Annotated in this window: 18 protein-coding genes, 2 tRNA genes and 1 pseudogene; 10 read left to right on the top strand and 11 right to left on the bottom strand. The window is 71.0% G+C overall.

Translation table 11 applies throughout. The features are described from left to right. The first annotated feature begins 19 nt into the window (after positions 1-19). From ehuB to BLW57_RS24340, 6 genes are all read left to right on the top strand, one after another. On the top strand, positions 20-946 hold the full coding sequence (gene ehuB / locus BLW57_RS24365) for an ectoine/hydroxyectoine ABC transporter substrate-binding protein EhuB (RefSeq protein ID WP_093477419.1): 927 nt from the start codon (positions 20-22) through the stop codon (positions 944-946). Then, positions 943-1,662, top strand: coding sequence for an ectoine/hydroxyectoine ABC transporter permease subunit EhuC (ehuC, locus tag BLW57_RS24360; protein ID WP_093480855.1), 720 nt, complete (start codon positions 943-945; stop codon positions 1,660-1,662). The genes ehuB and ehuC overlap by 4 nt, the downstream gene beginning before the upstream one ends. Then, complete coding sequence (ehuD, locus tag BLW57_RS24355) at positions 1,659-2,309, top strand: ectoine/hydroxyectoine ABC transporter permease subunit EhuD (protein ID WP_093477418.1); 651 nt, start codon at positions 1,659-1,661, stop codon at positions 2,307-2,309. The genes ehuC and ehuD overlap by 4 nt, the downstream gene beginning before the upstream one ends. After that, positions 2,299-3,096 carry an ectoine/hydroxyectoine ABC transporter ATP-binding protein EhuA gene (gene ehuA, locus BLW57_RS24350; protein ID WP_371127809.1) on the top strand — a complete coding sequence of 266 codons (798 nt, stop codon included), beginning with the start codon at positions 2,299-2,301 and terminating at the stop codon, positions 3,094-3,096. Before ehuD ends, ehuA begins: the two co-directional genes overlap by 11 nt. 307 nt (positions 3,097-3,403) lie before the next feature. Then, positions 3,404-4,156: an IclR family transcriptional regulator gene (locus BLW57_RS24345; RefSeq protein ID WP_093477416.1), complete on the top strand. Its 753-nt coding sequence runs from the start codon at positions 3,404-3,406 to the stop codon at positions 4,154-4,156. A 96-nt stretch (positions 4,157-4,252) separates the two neighbouring features. Further along, positions 4,253-4,326 (top strand) — tRNA-Lys (locus BLW57_RS24340). Here BLW57_RS24340 and BLW57_RS24335 read toward each other — a convergent pair. The 5 genes from BLW57_RS24335 to BLW57_RS24315 form a co-directional block, all read right to left on the bottom strand. After that, entirely contained in the window at positions 4,292-5,947 is a 1,656-nt protein-coding gene (locus BLW57_RS24335) for an AMP-binding protein (protein ID WP_093477415.1), read from the bottom strand. The genes BLW57_RS24340 and BLW57_RS24335 overlap by 35 nt on opposite strands. A 40-nt stretch (positions 5,948-5,987) precedes the next feature. Further along, positions 5,988-6,455 (bottom strand): DUF3592 domain-containing protein, encoded by a 468-nt coding sequence (locus tag BLW57_RS24330; RefSeq protein WP_093477414.1) that lies wholly within the window; start codon positions 6,453-6,455, stop codon positions 5,988-5,990. A gap of 118 nt (positions 6,456-6,573) precedes the next feature. After that, positions 6,574-7,179: a lytic polysaccharide monooxygenase auxiliary activity family 9 protein gene (locus BLW57_RS24325; protein WP_093477413.1), complete on the bottom strand. Its 606-nt coding sequence runs from the start codon at positions 7,177-7,179 to the stop codon at positions 6,574-6,576. A 114-nt stretch (positions 7,180-7,293) separates the two neighbouring features. Continuing rightward, positions 7,294-8,427 (bottom strand): SPFH domain-containing protein, encoded by a 1,134-nt coding sequence (locus BLW57_RS24320; RefSeq protein ID WP_093477412.1) that lies wholly within the window; start codon positions 8,425-8,427, stop codon positions 7,294-7,296. Between the two features lie 81 nt (positions 8,428-8,508). Then, positions 8,509-9,807 (bottom strand): peptidoglycan-binding protein, encoded by a 1,299-nt coding sequence (locus BLW57_RS24315; RefSeq protein ID WP_093477411.1) that lies wholly within the window; start codon positions 9,805-9,807, stop codon positions 8,509-8,511. 175 nt (positions 9,808-9,982) lie between these two features. Here BLW57_RS24315 and BLW57_RS24310 point away from each other — a divergent pair. The 4 genes from BLW57_RS24310 (at position 9,983) to BLW57_RS24295 (ending at position 15,204) form a co-directional block, all read left to right on the top strand. Continuing rightward, positions 9,983-10,056 (top strand) — tRNA-Lys (locus tag BLW57_RS24310). A gap of 177 nt (positions 10,057-10,233) precedes the next feature. Then, complete coding sequence (locus BLW57_RS24305) at positions 10,234-10,956, top strand: FadR/GntR family transcriptional regulator (protein ID WP_073900401.1); 723 nt, start codon at positions 10,234-10,236, stop codon at positions 10,954-10,956. Between the two features lie 310 nt (positions 10,957-11,266). After that, complete coding sequence (locus BLW57_RS24300; protein WP_093477410.1) at positions 11,267-13,270, top strand: glycosyltransferase family 2 protein; 2,004 nt, start codon at positions 11,267-11,269, stop codon at positions 13,268-13,270. Continuing rightward, entirely contained in the window at positions 13,267-15,204 is a 1,938-nt protein-coding gene (locus tag BLW57_RS24295; RefSeq protein WP_093477409.1) for a radical copper oxidase GlxA, read from the top strand. Before BLW57_RS24300 ends, BLW57_RS24295 begins: the two co-directional genes overlap by 4 nt. Before the next feature lie 52 nt (positions 15,205-15,256). Here the strand turns inward: BLW57_RS24295 and BLW57_RS24290 are convergent, their stop codons facing one another. From BLW57_RS24290 to BLW57_RS42480, 6 genes and pseudogenes are all read right to left on the bottom strand, one after another. Beyond that, the gene (locus BLW57_RS24290; protein WP_093477408.1) at positions 15,257-16,288 is read right to left on the bottom strand and encodes a glycoside hydrolase family 6 protein; all 1,032 of its coding nucleotides are present in this window, start codon (positions 16,286-16,288) and stop codon (positions 15,257-15,259) included. Between the two features lie 82 nt (positions 16,289-16,370). Further along, the gene (locus BLW57_RS24285; RefSeq protein WP_093477407.1) at positions 16,371-17,039 is read right to left on the bottom strand and encodes a class F sortase; all 669 of its coding nucleotides are present in this window, start codon (positions 17,037-17,039) and stop codon (positions 16,371-16,373) included. Between the two features lie 7 nt (positions 17,040-17,046). Then, on the bottom strand, positions 17,047-17,613 hold the full coding sequence (locus BLW57_RS24280) for a hypothetical protein (protein ID WP_176985702.1): 567 nt from the start codon (positions 17,611-17,613) through the stop codon (positions 17,047-17,049). Positions 17,614-17,732: 119 nt separating this feature from the next. Then, positions 17,733-18,512 carry an HAD-IIA family hydrolase gene (locus BLW57_RS24275; RefSeq protein WP_093477405.1) on the bottom strand — a complete coding sequence of 260 codons (780 nt, stop codon included), beginning with the start codon at positions 18,510-18,512 and terminating at the stop codon, positions 17,733-17,735. A 77-nt stretch (positions 18,513-18,589) separates the two neighbouring features. After that, positions 18,590-18,748: a hypothetical protein gene (locus tag BLW57_RS42485; protein WP_256339883.1), complete on the bottom strand. Its 159-nt coding sequence runs from the start codon at positions 18,746-18,748 to the stop codon at positions 18,590-18,592. A 196-nt stretch (positions 18,749-18,944) separates the two neighbouring features. Then, a pseudogene (locus BLW57_RS42480) lies at positions 18,945-19,115 on the bottom strand (alkaline phosphatase family protein); the annotation flags it as partial. Between the last annotated feature and the right edge of the window lie 366 nt (positions 19,116-19,481).

The raw sequence follows: 19,481 nt of genomic DNA, 5'->3' as shown, positions 1-19,481 counted from the left end.
CTTGGGTAGCCGCGCCGCCATGGCTCCACCACTTGGGAACGACGTACACACATCCGGGCCGGATCACAGACGCAGCCGCCGCTCGGTCCTCGCGGGCGTCTCCGCCCTCGGCGCGCTCGGCGCGCTGGGTGCCGCGGGCTGCACACGAGTGGCGGTGGCGTCCGGCAAGAACGGCGGCGACCTGCTCGGCCGGCTGCGCGCGCAGGGCGTCGTCCGGCTCGGGATCGCCGGTGAGATCCCCTTCGGGTACATCGACACGGACGGACAGCTCACCGGTGAGGCGCCCGAGCTGGCGAAGGTGATCTTCAAGCGGCTCGGGGTGGACCGGGTGCAGCCGGTGCCGACGGAGTTCGGCTCGCTCATCCCCGGACTCAACTCGCAGCAGTTCGACGTGGTGGCCGCGGGGATGTACGTGAACCCCGAGCGCTGCGAGCAGGTGATCTTCGCCGATCCGGACTACCAGATGCTGGATTCGTTCATCGTCCGCAAGGGGAACCCGAAGGGGTTGCACTCCTACCGGGACGTCGTGGCGAAGAAGGCGAAGTTCGCCACCGGCACCGGCTACGCCGAGATCCAGTACGCGGTGGAGGCCGGGTACGAGGAGAGCGACATCCTCATCGTCCCGGACCAGGTCGCGGGGCTGAACGCGGTCGAGGCGGGCCGCGTCGACGTCTTCGCGGGGACGGCGCTGACCACCCGCGAGGTGGTCAAGAAGTCCTCCAAGGCGGAGGCCACCAAGCCGTTCACCCCACTGGTCAAGGGCAAACCACACGTCGACGGCGGGGCGTTCGCGTTCCGGCCGACCGAGACCGGGCTGCGGGACGCCTTCAACGCCGAGTTGCACAAGCTGAAGAAGAGCGGGGAACTGCTCCGCATCCTGCGGCCGTTCGGGTTCACCGAGGCCGAGATGACGGACCTGACCGCGAAGGGGCTGTGCGGCGGATGACCTCGGGGCTCTGGGAACTCGTACTGACGGGCGTATGGACGACCGTCCAGTTGCTCGTGTTCAGCGCGCTGCTGTCCGCGGCAGTGTCGTTCGCCGTCGGCATGGCGCGCACCCACCGGTTGTGGATCGTGCGCTTCGCCGCCGGTTTCTACACCGAAGTGTTCCGCGGCACCTCGGCGCTGGTGATGATCTTCTTCATCTTCTTCGTGCTGCCCGTCGCCTTCGGCTGGCAGCTGGTGCCGATGTGGGCGGCCACGCTGGCGCTCGGGCTGACGTACGGCGCGTACGGCTCGGAGATCGTGCGCGGCGCGCTGAACGCGGTCGAACCGGCGCAGAAGGAGGGCGGGATCGCGCTCAGCTTCACGCCCTGGGAGCGGATGCGGCTGATCGTGCTGCCGCAGGCGGTGCCGGAGATGATCCCCTCCTTCTGCAACCTGCTCGTCGAACTGCTCAAGGGCACCGCTCTGGTGTCGGTCATGGGCATGGGCGATCTGACCTTCAGCGCCAACCTGGTGCGGCTCGCGTTGCAGCAGAGCGCGGAGATCTACACGTACGTCCTGCTGATCTACTTCGCCATCGCCTTCGTGCTGACCCGGCTGATGCGCTCCCTGGAGAAGCGGCTGAAGGCCGGGGTCGGCAAGGACGCCGGGACGTTCTCGGCTTCGCGTGAGCTGAAGCGGGCGCAGACGACCGGAGTGGGGGGACGGGTCGCATGAAGTGGGACTGGAACGCCGTGAGCGACTTCATGCCGGACTTCTGGAAGGGGCTGCTGGTCACCCTTCAGGCCGTGGCCCTCGGGTCGCTGCTGTCCTTCTCCCTCGGTCTGGTGTGGACGCTGCTGATGCGGACGCCGACCCGGTGGGTGCGCTGGCCGGTCGGGGTGGTCACCGAGTTCGTGCGCAACACCCCGCTGCTGGTCCAGCTGTTCTTCCTCTTCTACGTGCTGCCCGAGTGGGGTCTGACCTTCTCGGCGCTGGCCACCGGCGTGTTCGCGATCGGCCTGCACTACTCGACGTACACGATGCAGGTCTACCGGGCCGGCATCGAGGCGGTGCCGGCCGGCCAGTGGGAGGCGGCCACGGCGCTGAACCTGCCCCGGGCGCGGACCTGGACCGCGGTGATCCTGCCGCAGGCGATCCGCAGGGTGGTGCCCGCGCTGGGCAACTACGTGATCTCCATGCTGAAGGACACGCCCCTGCTGATGGTGATCACCGTGCTGGAGATGCTCGGGCACGCCCGGCTCTTCTCCCAGGAGCACTTCCAGTTCACCGAGCCCCTGACCGTGATCGGGGTGGCCTTCATCCTCATCTCCTATCTGGCCTCCCTTCTGATGCGAGCCCTGGAGCGACGCCTTGTCCGCTGACACGCCTTTGACGAAAGAATCCGCCGCGAGCGCCGGCACGGTCCTCGCCGGCGGTGAGCTGGTCCGGCTGGAGGGCGTCACCAAGCGCTTCGGGACCAACACCGTCCTCGACGACCTGAACTTCGCCGTCGAGCCCGGCAAGCACGTGACCCTGATCGGTCCGTCCGGTTCCGGAAAGACCACGATCCTCCGGCTGCTGATGACCCTCACGAAACCGGACGAGGGCGTCATCACCGTCGACGGGGAGCGTCTGTTCCCCGCGCCGGAGAAGCAGATCCGGGAGGTGCGCAAGAAGATCGGGATGGTGTTCCAGCAGTTCAACCTGTTCCCGAACATGTCGGTGCTGCGGAACATCACCGAGGCACCGGTCCGGGTGCTCGGCATGTCCAAGGACGAGGCCGAGGCACGGGCCCGGGAGCTGCTGGACCTGGTGGGGCTCGCCGACAAGTGCGACGCCCGGCCCACCCGGCTCTCCGGCGGCCAGCAGCAGCGGGTGGCGATCGCCCGGGCGCTGGCGATGCGGCCCCGGGTCCTGCTGCTGGACGAGGTGACCTCGGCGCTGGACCCGGAGCTGGTCGCGGGGGTCCTCGATCTGCTCAGGGACATCGCCCGCAGCACCGACATCACCATGCTGTGCGTGACCCACGAGATGGGTTTCGCCCGCGACATCTCCGACCAGGTGCTGATGTTCGACTCCGGTCGGGTGATCGAGGCGGGTCCGCCGGAGCAGATCTTCGGTGATCCGGAACAGGAACGCACCCGGGAATTCCTCAGCGCGGTCCTCTGACTACGAGGTGTGAAGGACGGAACCCCCGAGGTCCGGCCGCTGGGTCATGACTTTGGCATATGCCAGAGGGCCTGCGGCGCAGTTGAGCGGGAGGGTGCGCGAGACACAATCTCGCCAACCCCCTCTCCTCGACGGGCCTTTGGCGGCTATCGTGGAGACGATCCGCCGACCGGATCCGTGGCTTCAGGCCCGGAGTGCGAGCGCAGGGGGGACCCGTCGTGGCGCCACCGTGCCTGGCCGGGGGCCGGCCCCCGGCCTCCCGGCCGCACCTGCTCGACCCCAGGACTTCGAGGCGAGGGGGACTGTCATGAGGATCGAGCCGACCGCCCCGTACCACTCCGCCCAGGACGCCCTGCGCGTGCTGGAGATCGTGGCGGGCCACTCCGCCGGCGTCACCGAGACCGAGCTGGCCCACGGCACCGGCCTGGGTGCCGAGCGGCTCACCGCCCTGCTGCGCATGCTGCGCCGCGAGGGCTACGTGGAGCAGATCACCGACGGCGCGTACGTCACCGGCGACACCCTGCGCCGCCTCACCTCGGCGCACGACCGCGAGCGGGCCCTGCGCGAGAAGCTCCAGCGCACCCTGGACGAGCTGCGGGACTCGGTCGGCGCGGCCGTCTACATCAGCCGGTACGTCGACGGCGAGGTGAAGGTCACCCAGTACGCGGCGGGGCCGACCACCCCGGCGGTCAACGAGTGGGTCGACTTCCGCTACTCCGCCCACGCCACCGCGGTCGGCAAGAGCCTGCTGACCCAGCTGGACCACAACGCACGCCGGGACCACCTCTCCCGGCACAAGATGGCCCGCCTCACCTCGCGGACCATCACCAGCGACAAGCTGCTGCTGTCCCGGCTGGAGTCCCAGCCGCCGACGGTGCCGGTCCTCGACCTCCAGGAGTACGCCGTCGGCACGGTCTGCGCGGCCGTCCCGATCACGGCGGGCGCCGCGGTGGGCTGCCTCGCGCTCTCGCTCCCGGTGGAGCACGCGCACCGCCTGAAGGAGGCCGCGGACGCGCTCAACCGCAGCGCGGCGCCGGTGCTGCTGTCCCTGACGATCTAGTCCGTTCCGGGGTGGTCATGAGCACCCCTCCGGACCAGGTAGTATTTTCTTCGTCGCCGGCCGCGGGAGCAGAAATCCGCGGAAGGCGGGAGTCATGCGCCGCTAGCTCAGTTGGTTAGAGCAGCTGACTCTTAATCAGCGGGTCCGGGGTTCGAGTCCCTGGCGGCGCACAGATGAAGGGCCCCTCGCGCAAGCGAGGGGCCCTTCGGCGTCCTCCGCGGTCAGCGGCCGGTACGACTCCTCCCCCGGCGGCCGCCACCACACCGGGTCGGCGCACCGCAGGCCCTCCCCTCGCAAGCGTGCCCGCTGGATCTTGTTCGTCGCCGTCACCGGCATCCGCTCCACCACCCGCACGAACCGGGGCGCCATCTTCGTCCCGAGGTCCGGCTGGGCCCGCAGGAACTCCGCGAACCCCGCCGGGTCGAAGGTCCCGGCGACGGTCGCCATCACCTGGTCGCCGGTCACCGGGTCCGGCACCCCGTACACGGCGACGGCCTCGGCGCCCTCGTAGCGGGCGACGATGTTCTCGATCGTCGCGGCGGCGAGGTTCTCCCCGTCGACCCTGATCCGGTCGTCGGTGCGGCCGGCGAAGTAGAGGTAGCCTTCGGCGTCCCGGTAGAAGAGGTCACCGGTCCAGTACGCCCCTCCCCGGCGGCGTTCGGCCTCGGCGGCCGGGTTGCGCCAGTAGCCCTCGAAGGGGTTCGGCGCCCGGTTGACGAGTTCGCCCATCGCCTCGTCCCCGTTGAGGAGCAGCCCGGCGGAGTCGAAGACGGCCGGCGGGCACTCCTCGCCCGTGGCCCGGTCGAGCACCACCAGGCCCGGCCCGGCCGGTCCCACCGCACCGGCCGGGGTGCCCGGGGCCCACTGGATCGCCGCCCCGCCCTCGGAGGAGCCGTACCCCTCCACCAGCCGTACGCCGAACCGCCGCTCGAAGGCCGCCGCGTCCACCGCGCCGGCCTCGGTGCCGAAGCCCAGCCGCAGCGGGTTGTCCCGGTCGTCCGGCCGGGGCTCGGTGGCCAGGACGTACTGGATCGCCCGGCCGACGTAGGTGAAGTAGGTGGCGCCGTGGCGGCGCACGTCGGCCAGGAACCCGGAGGCCGAGAACCGGGGGCGCAGCGCCACCCCGGCGCCGGCGGCCAGCGCGGGCGCCCAGTCGGCGATCACCGCGTTGCCGTGGAACATCGGCATGCAGACGTAGTGCACGTCGTCGGCGCGGACCCCGAACTGCCGGACCAGGGCCCGCCCCGCCGCCGCGAGCCGCCCCTGGGAGCAGATCGCGGCCTTGGGTGCGCCGGTCGAACCGGAGGTGAAGTAGAGCAGCAGCCGGTCGGCGGGTGCGGCCCGGGACGGGTCCGGCACGGCTCCGGCGTAGGGGGCGAGGAGGGTGGCGTACTCCTCGTCGTCCGTCACGAGGATCCGTACGCCCGGCAGCTCCAGGTCCGCCAGCAGCGGCAGCCGGGCCCGCTCGGTGACCAGGACCGGGCACTCGGTGTGCAGGATGTCCCGGGCCAGCTCGGCGCCCCGTCGGGTGGGGTTGATCCCGGCGACGGCCGCCCCGGCGAGGGCCGCGGCGGCGAGCCACAGCGGGAACTCCTCACGGTTGTCGAGCAGCACCCCGAGATGCGGTACGGCGCCGGAGGGCAGCAGGTCGCCCAGCAGCGCGGCCCGGGCGGCCGCCCCCGCGGCCGTCTCGTGGTGCGTCAGCGCCCGGTCCTCGCACCACAGCCCCGGCCGGTGGTCCCCCCACCGCGCCGCCACCAGCTCGGCGACCGTACCCGTCGTGGACTCCATGGCCGGGCACGGTAGCTGACGCGACGTCAGAAGTGGAGGGTCACGGCATCAGGCCGCCGGCCTCCTCGAACATCGCGTGCGCCACGGCCATGAAGCCCAGGCAGAAGACGATGATCAGACCGAGGAAGGCCAGCAGGCAGCCGGACTCGGCGGCGAGCCTGCCGCGCGACGGCGGGAGCGCGGTGGCCAGATCAGGCCGCTCCGGGAGGTAGTGCACGGTGACGACGTCGCCCTCCAGGACGGTCGCGGGACCGCCCCGCTCCTCGAACCGGACCCGGCGGCCGTCCCGGGTGGCGTACTCGTAGACGTGGTGCAGGGTCGTGCTCACGGACGTGTCCCCGCCGCCCCCGCTGGTCGTGGTGTACATGCGCAGGCAGCGCGCCTCGGCCGTCAGCCCGTGCTCCCACGTCCTGCCGATCCGCCGGGCGCGGCGGATCAGCAGGTACGCGCCCCATCCGGCACCCGCGATCATGAGGGTGGGCACGAGGTAGAAGAACAGTTCGAACATGAGGTTCCCCCGAGGTCGGTTCGCCGCTCCGGAAGACCGGCGTGGCGGGAACCTATCCGGCAGGGCGCACGGGGGTGCTCAAGGGAACCTCAGTTTCCGTGCTGTGACGGTCCGTCGGTCAGAAGGCGACGTCCGAGCAGGCGTAGAACGCGTTGCCCGTGTCGGCGATCGTCCACACCGCGAGGATGACGTGGTGCCCGCTCAGCCCGCTCGGCAGGGTGCCGCTGTGGCTGAGCGTGGCCGGCGGACGCTGCCCGTTGTACGGCACCGTCAGGAACGGGGTGAGGTTGAGGTCCGAGCGGGCGAGGTTGTGGTTCTGGTTCCAGCCCGGCTTGGTGACGTAGTACTTGAAGTCCGTCGTGGCGTGCATGGCGGTGAACTGCCACCGGAACGTGTACGACTGACCTCCTGTCACCCTGGTGGTGGGCCAGGCCGCGCCGTTCGGGGTCCTCGGTGCGCTGAGCTGGGCGAACTGACTGAGTCCGCCGTTGCAGAGCTGGCCGTCGGCGGGACCGGCGGCCGGGAAGCCCTTGGGGCCCTCGACGCTCTGCGGCTCCCACTGGATGGAGCCGCAGTTCGTCACGGTGCCGTTCTGGCAGAGCTTCTGCCTGCTGATGGGGAGGTCGGTGTAGCCGTGCCCGCTGGCACCGCCGGTGGAGAGCGCGAAGGCTCCGGCGGTCACCGCACCCAGCACGACTGCGGACAACTTGGTCTTGGTGCGCATGCTGCCGCTCCTGGAGAACGTGGGGAGTTCAGTGAGCTGTGCAGAGGGTAGGTCTAGACCAAGTCTCAGGCTATTACCGGTAGTTGAACATGTCCATACCAATCGCAGAGCCGACTACACCGGCTCCGAGCGTCCCGAGCAGAACGCCACCGTCAGGTCGCGGACCAGCACCTTGCGCTCGTAGTCGTCCAGTTCCACCAGTCCCCGCATGGTCAGCCGGGTCACCGTGTCCTCCACCGAGTCGACGACCGAGGTGAGCATGCTGGCCCGCTGGCGGGCGTCCAGCGCGGCGATCCGGCGCCGGTGCATCACCGGGGCGACCTCGGGTGCGTACTCCACCCGCACCGGCTGCACCGCGAACACCTCCACGCCGACCCCGGCGGTCTCCGTCGCCACCAGGCGCGTCAGCGCGTCCCCGGCCGCCGTCACCCCGCCCCGGGTGCCGCCCGCCGGTTCCACCGGCACCCGGGCCAGGGCCGCCTCCACGCACTCGCGCAGATACGTCTCGTGGTCCTCGATGCCGAGCACGGCCCGCGCGGTGTCCCGCACCCGCCACACCACCAGCACGACCACCCGCAGCGCCAGGCCGTCGGGGTCCGTCGCGGGCATCGCCTCGCTGCGCCAGTGCCGCAGCCGCACGTCCACCCTGCGGCGCAGCACCAGCGGGTTCACCCACAGCAGCCCGGTGCGCCGGACGGTGCCGCGGTAGCTGCCGAACAGGCCGAGCACCCAGGCCCGACCGGTCTTCCCCCGGGCCAGCCCACCGAAGCCGAGCAGCCCGAGCGCGCCGGCCCCGGCGTACGCCGCCCACTGCGCCGGCCCCAGACCCGCCCCGGCCTGCACGGGCAGCCGCAGGGCCTCCGCCACGGAGGACGGCAGCAGTCCCGCCCACCAGGAGGTGGCGAGGCAGCCGGTGAGCCCGCAGGTCCCGGCGAGGACCCCGGCCGTCCCCGGCAGGACCCGCGCCGGGCGCTCCACCAGCTCCGGGTCGGCCTCCACCACGGGCCGTCTGCGCACCGCGACCGGCCGCCGGAGCCGCGGCTGCTCGCCGGTGCCCTGCCGGCGGCCCACCACGGCCGGCTTGAGGGGCACCTTCACCGGGTCGGGATCGTCCCGGAACAGCAGGTGGACGGGGATCTCGGTGGTCGCCTCGTTGTGGATCAGCCGGACCGGGCGGGTGCCCGCGCCCGCGGCCTTCTCCGGCGGTCCCTCGGACTCGGGTGGGGTGTGTGACGTGGTCGTACTCATGCGTGCCTCCAGCCTCCGCGCCAGATGCGTCATGAACAGGAGTAGGAAATGGACGAGGGCCGCCCGGGCGGCCGGCGCCGGCTAGGCGAACAGCCGGCGCCAGGTCTCCGGGCCCGGGTAGCCGTCCGCCGCGCCGCCCCGCCAGCCCTGGGCGCGCTGGAAGGCGTCCACGGCGCGCCGGTCCGCCTCGCCCCAGTGCGGACCCGGACCGAGGGCGTAGAACCTGCCGAAGCCCTTCTTCACCAGCTGGACGCCCAGCCGGGTGACGTAGTCGTTGTTCGCCCCCGGCCGGAAGAAGTTGCGGCCGGGATAGCCGGGCACGCCGTGCGAGCCGGGCCGCCCCGGACCGGCCGCGCCCGGCGCGATGTCCTTGCCCTTGCCGGTGACGAGCAGGTCCCAGGTGCGCGGGCCGGGCAGCCCGTCGGCGTCCGCGCCCGTCCAGCCCTGGGCCTGCTGGAACGCCTGGGTCGCCCGACGGTCCGCCTCGCCCCACACCGGCCCCGCGCCCTGGGCGTAGAAGGAGCCGGCGCCCCGGGCGATGAGCATCTCGCCGAGCTGGGTGACGTACTTGTTGTCGGCCCCGGGACCGAAGTAGGCGGCGCCCGGGTAGGCCGTCACCGTCCTGCCGCCGGCCGGTTCCGAGCCCGCGGTGCCGGCGGTCACCCCCTTGTAGCGGTAGGGGACGTATTTGTCGGCGTGGCTCCAGTAGGGGTACGGGGTGGTCTGCCGGCGGGTGTGCGGGGGCGTCTGCTCGTAGACCGTGTAGTAGGTGTGCGTGAAGTCGGTCCAGCCGCCGAAGAGCACCACGTGGGAGCCGCTCTCGGGGTTGTCGGGGTTGTGGTAGAGGAGCATGTCGCCGGGCTGCAGCTCCTCCTTCTTGATCTTCACCCCGAACGAGCCGAGGCTGCCCGTCCACTCGTTGTTCGGCAGCCCCCAGGCCATGGAGACGTAGCCCGAGCAGTCCTGCCGGTACCCGTCGGACCAGTAGGAGGTCATGCTGTACGGAACCTGCGCCGCCACCCAGATCTTGGCCCGGTTGATGATCTCGGTCCGGGTGGTGGTGGGCAGGGGGGCCGTGGCGGGGTCGACGGGCTTGCCCGCCGGGCCGTGCAGCGGGGCCTTGGCGCCCTGCGGGGTGGCGGGCTCGCCGTCGCCGGGGACGGCTTCGCGGTGCGGGGAGTGGCCGGGGGCGAGGGCCGCGGCCGGGTGGACCGCGCCGAGGACGGCGGACGCGGCGGCCATGACGACGACCCCGCGGGCCGCCGGGTGGCCGCCGAGGCGGCCGGGGGACAGGCGGGGACTCAGCTGCCGCCAGTGGACACAGCCGGGGCAGTCGCAGTCGCTCGCGGGGTCGACTTCCTCGAACACCGGAACGGTCATGCGATCTGCCTCACATTCGGGGTGGATTTGTCCGCGAGTGTGCACGTTGATCAGTTTCACAACTGTCCCCGGGGCGCGCATGTTGACGGTCCGAATGATGTACGCGGCCCTCCGGGCCACCGCCGGGCGGTCAGGAGCACCCGTGGAGGTCATGTAAAGTTTTCCTCGTCAGCAGGCGCCGCTAGCTCAGTTGGTTAGAGCAGCTGACTCTTAATCAGCGGGTCCGGGGTTCGAGTCCCTGGCGGCGCACGATGACGATGGCGATCCACGTCCGCGGAAAGCGCGGACCTGGGTCGCCATCTCTGTTTCCGCGCGGCTCCGCCGTGCGCGGTGGGGGCTTCGCCACCCACACCCCCCTGCCGCAGGCCCCGGTATCGGCCAGCCGGAAGAGGGCCCTCCCCCCGATTGGCCGGATACCCTCTGGCCATGGCAGCCCGGGACCTTCAGGAGCGGATCAAGAAGCTGATCGTCGACCGGCGGCTGCCCTCGGGCGCCCCGCTGCCGACCGAGCCCGAGCTGATGGAGTACCTCGGGGCCAGCCGGAACTCGGTGCGCGAGGCCCTGAAGGCGCTCCAGGCCATGGGGATCGTGGAGATCCGGCACGGCTTCGGCACCTACGTGGGCTCGATGTCGTTCGCACCGATGATCGAGGGCCTGGCCTTCCGCACCGTCGCCGGGCACTACCGGGGCGAGGACTCCCTGCTCCAGCTGCTGGAGCTGCGCGAGGCCGTGGAGACCGGACTGGTGTCCCGGCTGGCCGGACGGCTGCCGGAGGCGGACCTCGTTGAACTGAACGCGCTCGTGGACCGTATGGAACAAGAGGCCGCGGAAGGGACCGGCCTCGCCGAGACCGACCGTGCCTTTCACGCCACCCTCTACCGGGGGCTGGACAACGTGCTGCTGAGCGAGGTGCTGGAGGCGTTCTGGGACGCCTTCCACCGGGTGCAGCGGGACCTGGTGGACGTGCCGCAGGATCCGCGCGTCACCTGCCGTCAGCACCGGGAGATCCTGGACGCGGTCCGGTCCGGTGATTCGCTGCGGGCGGAGGAGGCCATAAGGGACCACTTCGGCAACATCCGTACCCGTCTGTCCACCACCGGCGCATCCGAGCCTCCCGAGCCCCACGCACGACGCAATGAACGGGTTTGAGGGGTAAACACGGCGTTTCGCGTCTTGCGATCTGCTGACCACCGTAGAACCCTGTTGCCCGAGGCCGCTCCGGCCGACGGCAGTTGGCGGGGAGCGGCGGTCGCGCACCGGCGGGGGAGGGGGCCCCGTTCACGAATCGGTGCCGAGGGGGGCATCATGCAACCGGAGGGTCGCCGTCCCATGTCTATAGGGTGGGCAGGACGTGGTGATACGACCCATCACTGACTCCGCACGCACGGACCGAGGGGACCCGGGCGGGCGGTAAGGACCGACGAAACACGCGGTGACCTGCGTGTGGGGGGAATGACTCATGACGTCGACGCCGACGGGCGCCGGACAGAGCCACACTCACGACGACCCGTCACAGACCACACAGCTGAGGGCGGTCAGCCATCGGACGGGGCAGCTCCGCCGAATAAAGAAGACCCTGCCCAGATACGACTACGAGCACTACAGCCGGCTCTCGGGGCCCCTCACCCAGCCCGATCCGACGAAGCCGTACACGGTGCAGTACCGCTCGCTGCTCTCGCAGGAGCCGCACCGGATACGCGCCGCGCTCATGCTGGGCGCCGCGCCGGTGCTCTCGCTGGTGCTGCTGTTCTGGCTGCTCCAGCCGGAGCACTGGACCGAACGCGACTATCCGGCCTACGACTTCCTGCCGGCCCTCGACATCGTCATGCTCGTCGCGATCGGCCTGATCGAGTTCTTCCGCTGCATGAACGTGCTGTCCAACGCGCACGCCACACTCGTCGCCCGGGACCCGGTCCCGGTGGTGCCCGAGACCGGCACCCGCGTCGCCTTCCTCACCTCCTTCGTGCCCGGCAAGGAGCCGCTGGAGATGGTGACGAAGACCCTGGAGGCGGCCGTGAAGCTGCGGCACCGGGGCCTGATGCACGTGTGGCTGCTGGACGAGGGCGACGACCCGGCCGTGAAGGAGGTGTGCGCCCGGCTCGGCGTGCACCACTTCTCCCGCAAGGGCGTCGCCCGGTGGAACCAGCCCAAGGGCCCGCACCGCGCCAAGACCAAGCACGGCAACTACAACGCCTGGCTGGCGGCGCACGGCGACGACTACGACTTCTTCGCCTCGGTCGACACCGACCATGTCCCGCTGCCCAACTACCTGGAGCGGATGCTCGGTTTCTTCCGCGACCCCGATGTCGGCTTCGTCATCGGCCCGCAGGTGTACGGCAACTACGACAACTTCGTCACCAAGGCCGCCGAGTCGCAGCAGTTCCTCTTCCACGCCCTGATCCAGCGCGCCGGCAACCGCTACGGCGCCCCGATGTTCGTCGGCACGTCGAACGCGGTGCGGATCAGGACGCTCAAGCAGATCGGCGGTCTGTACGACTCGATCACCGAGGACATGGCGACCGGCTTCGAGATCCACCGGGCGAAGAACCCGGTCACCGGCCGCAAGTGGAAGTCGGTGTACACCCCCGACGTGCTCGCTGTCGGTGAGGGACCCGCCGCCTGGACGGACTTCTTCACCCAGCAGATGCGCTGGTCGCGGGGTACGTACGAGACGATCCTGAAGCAGTACTGGAAGGGCTGGTTCTCGCTGCCGCCGGGCAAGCTCTTCAACTACACGATGATGATCATCTTCTACCCGATGTCCGCCCTGAACTGGATCCTCGCGGCCCTGAGCTGCGCCCTGTTCCTGGGGCTGGGCGCCTCGGGTGTGAACATCGACCCGACCGTGTGGCTGATGCTGTACGGCAACGCCTCCGCGCTCCAGATCGGCCTGTACATCTGGAACCGCCGGCACAACGTCTCCCCGCACGAGCCGGAGGGCTCCGGCGGTGTGGCCGGCATGGTGATGTCGGCCCTGTCCGCGCCGCTCTACGCGAAGGCGCTGATCGACTCCCTGCTGCGGCGCAAGAGCAAGTTCGTGGTCACCCCGAAGGGCGACTCGGCGAGCCCGGACACCTGGTTCGGCACCTTCCGGTACCACTGGTACTTCATCGGGATCTTCGCCGCGTCCGTCGTCGCCGGTTTCGTCCTCGGGCACTCCCACCCGGCGATGGTGACCTGGGCCGCGTTCGCCATGCTCATCACCAGCTTCCCGGTCTTCGTCTGGCGCCACGAGCTGCGGCAGGCGAAGAAGAGGCCCCGGGCCGTCGCGGACGCGCCCGCGGGGGCCGGCACGGGACCGCAGGACACGGTGCCCGCGCAGGGCTCGCCCCGTGCCCCGCACGCGCCGCAGCGGCGCCCCGGCTGGGCCGCCCCGCACGGGGCTCCGGGCGCCGGCCCGAACGGGGAGTACGACGAGAACATGCAGACCGCCCTTGGTGGACTTGGGGGACGTAAGGAATGAAGGACCAGGCCGGCCGCCGCCGCGCCCGTCGACTCGCGATAGGCACGGCGGTGGTCATCGCGCTGGCCGGGATGAACGGGCCGTGGCTCTACCGCTTCGGCACCGAGCGCTACCACCAGTACAAGATCAACAAGCCCGAGTACAAGGCCGAGAACGGCCACTGGGACATCGTCGAGTTCCCCGAGGAGTACCGCCAGGACACCATCCACGCGGCGCTCCTGCACACCGGCAAGGTGCTGCTGGTCGCGGGTTCCGGCAACAACCAGGACAACTTCGACCGGAAGAAGTTCGACACCCGGATCTGGGACCCGGTCAAGGGCACGATCAAGAAGATCCCCACGCCCGCCGACCTGTTCTGCACCGGGCACACCCAGCTGGCGAACGGCAACCTGCTCATCGCGGGCGGCACCCGGCGGTACGAGAAGCTCAAGGGTGACGTCACCAAGGCCGGCGGCCTGATGATCGTCCACAACGAGAACCCGGACAAGCCGATCACGCTGCCCGCGGGCACCAAGTTCAGCGGCAAGACCAACGGCAAGACGTTCGTCTCCAAGGACCCCGTGCTGGTGCCCCGCGCGAAGAAGGTGTTCGACCCGAACACCGGCGTCTTCCAGCGCAACGACCCGGGCCTCGGCCGGATCTACGTCGAGGCCCAGTCGAGCGGCTCCAAATACGAGACCGGCACCCAGGACAACTACCGGATCCAGGGCCTGACCGGCGTCGACGCCCGCAACACCTACGGCATCGCGCAGAAGCTCGCCCTCGACAAGAAGGACTTCCAGGGCATCCGCGACGCCTATGAGTTCGATCCGGTCGCCGAGCGGTACATCAAGGTCGACCCGATGAACGAGGCCCGCTGGTACCCGACGCTGACGACCCTGTCGGACGGCAAGGTGCTCAGCGTCTCGGGGCTCGACGACATCGGGCAGCTGGTGCCGGGCAAGAACGAGATCTTCGACCCCAAGACCAAGAAGTGGTCGTACACCTCGAAGCTCCGGCAGTTCCCGACGTACCCGGCGCTGTTCCTGATGCAGAACGGAAAGGTCTTCTACTCGGGCTCCAACGCGGGCTACGGCCCCGACGACGTGGGCCGCAAGCCCGGTGTCTGGGACGTCGGCACCAACAAGTTCACCAAGCTGCCGGGGCTCTCCGACCCCGGTCTGCTGGAGACGTCCGGCACGGTGCTGCTGCCGCCGGCCCAGAACGAGAAGTTCATGGTGATCGGCGGCGGCGGGGTCGGCGAGTCGAAGCTGTCGAGCAGGAAGACGCGCCTGATCGACCTCAAGGCGAAGAACCCGCGCTTCACCGACGGGCCCGAACTGGAGAAGGGCACCCGGTACCCGCAGTCCTCGATCCTGCCCGACGACACCGTCCTGGTGTCCGGCGGTTCGGAGGACTACCGGGGACGCGGCGACTCCAACATCCACCAGGCGCGGCTGTACCACCCGGACAGCAACAGCTTCACGCAGGTCGCCGATCCGCTGGTGGGCCGCAACTACCACTCCGGGTCGCTGCTGCTGCCCGACGGGCGGGTGATGTTCTTCGGGTCCGACTCCCTGTACGCGGACGCGGCGAACACCAAGCCGGGGAAGTTCGAGCAGCGGATCGAGATGTACACCCCGCCCTATCTGTACCGGGACTCCCGGCCGACGCTCAGCGGCGGACCGCGGACGATCGCCCGCGGCGCCTCGGGGACGTTCACCTCACGGGACGCGGCGGCCATCAAGAAGGCGCGGCTCATCCGGCCGAGCGCGTCGACGCATGTGACGGACGTGGACCAGCGGTCCATCGCGCTGGACTTCAGGACGTCCGGGAACAAGGTCACCGTGACGGTGCCGAAGAGCCGGAACCTGGTGCAGTCGGGGTGGTACATGCTGTTCGTCGACGACGGCCGGGGCACCCCGAGCAAGGCGCAGTGGGTGAAGGTGCCGTAGCGCTCCCCCGGCGAAGGGCGCGGCGGCCCGGCGGCCGGCCGCGCCCGCGCGCCTAGGAGTCGGACGCCTTCGCCAGCTTCAGGGCGTAGGCCGGCCACCACTGGCCCGCCTTGGGGCCGCCCTTGCAGGTGCCGTCGGACTCCCCGGGGCGCTTGACCCACAGGTAGGCGTCGACCAGGGGGTCCGCCGTCTTCGTCGTCGGGGTCTCGCCGAGCGCCCGGCCCGGCGGGTTGCACCACCGCTCGGCCGGATCGCCCTGTGCGTAGGGGCCGTTGCCGTTCCGGCTGGTGTCGAGGACGAAGTGCTTGCCGCCCACCTTCGCCGACAGCTGCCTGCCGTAGGCGATGGAGTCCTTGGTGGAGTAGAAGTTGGACACGTTGACGGAGAAGCCGTCCGCCTGCGCGACCCCCGCCCACTTCAGGGGCTCGAAGATCTGGTCGGGGTGGCCCCAGCCGGCGTTCCCGGCGTCCAGGTAGACCTTGGTGTTCTTCAGGGACTTGAGCTTGGCCGTCGCGTTCTTGAGGAGGTCGTAGCGCTCCTCGTGGAACTCGTCCGGGGTGCAGCCGTCCACGAGGTGGAGCACGGCGTCGGGTTCGAGGACGACCGTGGCGGGGCGGTCGCCGATGCCCCGGGCCACCCCGTCTATCCAGCTGCGGTAGGCGTTGCCGTCGGCGGCGCCGCCCTGGGAGTACTGGCCGCAGTCGCGGTGCGGGATGTTGTAGAGGACGAGCAGGGCGGTGCGGTCGGACTTCTCGGCGGCCTCGGTGAAGCCGCGGGCCTCCTGCTCCGGGTTCTCCGGGCCGATCCACTCCCCCGTCGGCTGCTCGGCGATCTTCCGTATCTGCTCGGCCTCGGGCTTCCGGCCGTCCTTCACGTAGGCGGCGACCTGCCGGGCCGCGCTGCCGTCCGGGTTGACCCAGAACGGGTCGGCGGACTTGGGCTGCTGGGTGATCCGGGCCGCCGGGTCCTGGTCCCCGTCCCCGTCGCCGGACGAGCAGCCCGCGGCCAGCAGTGCCGCCCCCAGCAGCACCGCGGTCGCCGCCCGTGCCCGTGCCGGAGTCCGGGCGCTGCTGCTGTCGTACATGCGATTCCCCCCTGGGCGCGCATTGGTCCGGGTGCCAATCCTGGCATATCCCGTCGTGGCGTCACGAGGTCGCGCCGTGCGGTCAGGGGCCGCTGCCGGTGAGGTACGCGGAGACGACGACGTTGGCCGTGTACCTGCCGGTGGCGTGGTCGAAGGTGCCGCCGCAGGTGATCAGCCGGAGTTCGGCGCGGCCCGGTTCGTGGGGGCCGTAGGCCTGCCGGGCGTCGAAGTCTTCGCGGGGCAGGACCCGGACGTCGTCGATGGTGAACTCGGCCACCTTGCCGTCGGAACGGACCACCCGGACCGTCTCGCCGGGCTCCAGGGTGCTGAGCCTGTAGAACACGGCGGGCCGGGTCGCGGTGTCGACGTGGCCGACCATCAGGGCCGCCCCCCGCGCGCCGGGCGCGGTGCCGGAGCCGTACCAGCCGACCACGCCCGGCTGGTCGAAGGGTGGCGGGTCGATGGCTCCCCGGGAGTCCAGGCCACGGGACACCACGGGCGCCTGGACGCCGAGTTGGGGGATGTCGACGCGCTGCGGCCGCGCGTCGCCCAGCGGTTTCGCCGGGCGGGGCAGCGACGCCGGGTCGGCGGGACTCCCGATGGCGAACACGTCGCCGCGGTCGGTGCCCGTGCCCTGCGGTACCCCGCTCACGCCGCGTCCCCAGAGCCACAGTCCGAGCAGCAGCACGGTCCAGGCGAGGGCGGTGATGAGCCGCCCCGTGCCGGCGGCGCGCTCGCGGTCGTCGGTCATGGAGGCGTCAGCGCGTGCCCCGGCTCCGGCGGGCGCGGAGCCCGAGGCCGGCCGCGGCGAGTCCCGCGAGCAGCAGGCCGGTCACCGCCTGGAGGCTGCCGGGACCGGACCCGCTGGTGGCCACGGTGGCGAAGTGCGCGGTGCCGCCGCCGCCCGCCTGGACCGGGGCGACGGGCGTGGCGGAGTCGGAGGGCGGCCGCAGGAGCTGCTCGAGGCCCCCGGCACCCAGACCGCCGGCCCCCTGCTGGGCGACCGTGACCCGGCCGGTGATCGAGGAGCCGCCGCAGGTGACCCGCACCTCGTAGACGCCCGGCTGGACGGACGACCGGACGCGGGTCTCGCCCGTCAGGCCGCCCTCGGCGCCGGTCAGGGCGGCGTCCGCGACGAAGGCCGACGAGGAGGCGGTGCCCTGCGTGCTCGTGCAGCCGCTGACCCGCAGGGTGACGTCGGAGCCGGGCGTCGGGACGGCGGGGGTCAGGCTGACCGCGCCGGCGGCGTCCGCCGCGTGCGCCGCCGGGGTGAGCGCGGCCATGGCCAGGACGGCTGTACAGAGAGTGAAGCGTAGTGAGCCCATCGTGAACCTCCAGTACGAGGAGGTTCTCCCGGCGGGGGCGCTCCCGCATCCTCGGGGGCGCCGCCGCTGCTCCGAACGGGTGACACGGGGTTTCGGGCCGGTGGGGCCCGGCCGTCGGGTCAGACGAGGTCGACGAGGTCCGCGATGGAGTCGGCGACCTGGGAGGGGCGGAAGGGGTAGCGGTCGACGTCCTTGGGCTGGGTCACGCCGCTGAGCACGAGGAAGGTGCGCATGCCGGCTTCCAGGCCCGCGAGGACGTCGGTGTCCATGCGGTCGCCGATCATCGCGGAGGTCTCGGAGTGGGCGCCGATCGCGTTGAGGCCGGCCCGCATCATCAGCGGGTTCGGCTTGCCGACGAAGTACGGCTTCTTGCCGGTCGCCGCGGTGATCAGGGCGGCGACGGAGCCGGTGGCGGGCAGGTCGCCCTCGGTCGACGGGCCGACGTTGTCGGGGTTGGTGGCGATGAACCGGGCGCCGTCGTTGATCAGCCGCACGGCCTTGGTCAGGGCCTCGAAGGAGTACGTGCGGGTCTCGCCGAGGATCACGAAGTCGGGCTCGTGGTCGGTGAGGATGTAGCCGATGTCGTGCAGTGCGGTGGTCAGGCCCGCCTCGCCGATGACGTAGGCGCTGCCGCCGGGCCGTTGGTCGTCCAGGAACTGGGCGGTGGCCAGTGCGGACGTCCAGATGTTGTCGACCGGTACGTCCAGACCCATCCGGCGCAGCCTGGCGTGCAGGTCGCGGGCGGTGTAGATGGAGTTGTTGGTGAGCACCAGGAAGGGCCGGCCGGAGTCGCGCAGCTTCTTCAGGAAGGCCTCGGCGCCGGGGATCGGCACCCCTTCGTGGATCAGCACGCCGTCCATGTCGGTGAGCCATGACTCGATGGGCTTGCGGTCTGCCATGTTGTGCGTCTCCTGGCGTACGTACGGGCGAGAAGCGGGGGCGCCGGAACCACGGCGTACCGACGCCCCCAGCCTAATCAGGCCTGCGTGATTCGTACCCCGTCGATCACCCAGTACCAGTTGTTGCCGCCGGTGTACCGGAAGCGGACGCGGACACCGGTCGCGCCCGGCGGGACCTGGAGGGTGACGGTCTCGGTGCGGGAGGGCACGTCGGCGGTGTACGTCCGCACGCTCACCGGGGTGCCGCCGTCGTAGGAGACGAGGACCTCGCCCTTCTGCGGGGCCTCCTGCCGGTAGTAGGTGGTGTACGTCAGGGTCGCCGGGCGGCCGCCGGTCCGGGTTCGCGGTCTCGGCGCGGGTGAGGAAGTCGGGGTACTGCGTGAACCTGTTGCCGGCGAAGGCGTTGTCCTTGACGTTGTGCTTGTCGGGCCAGACGCCGGTGACGATCGTGGACCATCCGGGGCCGGACAGGGTGGGCGCGAGCGGGTCGGCGTAGAGGCTGCTGGGCGCGGTGAGGCCGGCGGCCGTCAGGGCGTCCAGGTTCGGGGCGTCGGCGTCCTTGATACGGCTGAGCAGGGCCCCGTCCAGGCCGATGACCAGCACCTTGGGTTTGCGGACGGCCGCGCGGGCGCCGCCGGCGAGCGGCCCGGCGGAAGCGGCCACGGCAACGGCGGTGGCGAGGAAGGAACGACGGGAGTGGTGAAGCACGGAGACCTCCGAGAAAGAGGAACGGACGTGCAGACGGACACGGCACCGCCCCCGGCGGAACCAGGGGCGGCGACGGCATGACGGACCCCGTCGGCCGGTACGACACAGCCGACGCCACGGACAACTCCCCAAAGGGCGCGGGGAACTGCGCGACCGGCCACGACGGCGGGGCGGGTTCCCACGTCGGGCGGAAACCCATTGAGCGACACGGCACGAACAACTCCCTCAGGGGCGCGGGGAACTGCGCGACCGGCCACGACG

The sequence above is a fragment of the Streptomyces sp. 1222.5 genome, assembly GCF_900105245.1.
GTDB classification, from domain to species: domain Bacteria; phylum Actinomycetota; class Actinomycetes; order Streptomycetales; family Streptomycetaceae; genus Streptomyces; species Streptomyces albidocamelliae.
Note: the sequence above shows the minus strand (reverse complement) of the source record. Positions and strands in the feature narration are given on the sequence as shown.

Bases quoted from the DNA above. Each gene is read 5' to 3' on its own strand.
- BLW57_RS24315 (WP_093477411.1), bottom strand. From the start codon at position 9,807: ATGACCGTTCCGGTGTTCGAGGAAGTCGACCCCGCGAGCGACTGCGAC.
- BLW57_RS24345 (WP_093477416.1), top strand. From the start codon at position 3,404: ATGAGGATCGAGCCGACCGCCCCGTACCACTCCGCCCAGGACGCCCTG.
- BLW57_RS24290 (WP_093477408.1), bottom strand. From the start codon at position 16,288: ATGTACGACAGCAGCAGCGCCCGGACTCCGGCACGGGCACGGGCGGCG.
- BLW57_RS24330 (WP_093477414.1), bottom strand. From the start codon at position 6,455: ATGTTCGAACTGTTCTTCTACCTCGTGCCCACCCTCATGATCGCGGGT.
- BLW57_RS24305 (WP_073900401.1), top strand. From the start codon at position 10,234: ATGGCAGCCCGGGACCTTCAGGAGCGGATCAAGAAGCTGATCGTCGAC.
- ehuD (WP_093477418.1), top strand. From the start codon at position 1,659: ATGAAGTGGGACTGGAACGCCGTGAGCGACTTCATGCCGGACTTCTGG.
- ehuC (WP_093480855.1), top strand. From the start codon at position 943: ATGACCTCGGGGCTCTGGGAACTCGTACTGACGGGCGTATGGACGACC.
- BLW57_RS24300 (WP_093477410.1), top strand. From the start codon at position 11,267: ATGACGTCGACGCCGACGGGCGCCGGACAGAGCCACACTCACGACGAC.
- BLW57_RS24280 (WP_176985702.1), bottom strand. From the start codon at position 17,613: ATGGGCTCACTACGCTTCACTCTCTGTACAGCCGTCCTGGCCATGGCC.
- BLW57_RS24275 (WP_093477405.1), bottom strand. From the start codon at position 18,512: ATGGCAGACCGCAAGCCCATCGAGTCATGGCTCACCGACATGGACGGC.
- ehuB (WP_093477419.1), top strand. From the start codon at position 20: ATGGCTCCACCACTTGGGAACGACGTACACACATCCGGGCCGGATCAC.
- BLW57_RS24335 (WP_093477415.1), bottom strand. From the start codon at position 5,947: ATGGAGTCCACGACGGGTACGGTCGCCGAGCTGGTGGCGGCGCGGTGG.
- BLW57_RS24295 (WP_093477409.1), top strand. From the start codon at position 13,267: ATGAAGGACCAGGCCGGCCGCCGCCGCGCCCGTCGACTCGCGATAGGC.
- BLW57_RS24320 (WP_093477412.1), bottom strand. From the start codon at position 8,427: ATGAGTACGACCACGTCACACACCCCACCCGAGTCCGAGGGACCGCCG.
- BLW57_RS24285 (WP_093477407.1), bottom strand. From the start codon at position 17,039: ATGACCGACGACCGCGAGCGCGCCGCCGGCACGGGGCGGCTCATCACC.
- BLW57_RS24325 (WP_093477413.1), bottom strand. From the start codon at position 7,179: ATGCGCACCAAGACCAAGTTGTCCGCAGTCGTGCTGGGTGCGGTGACC.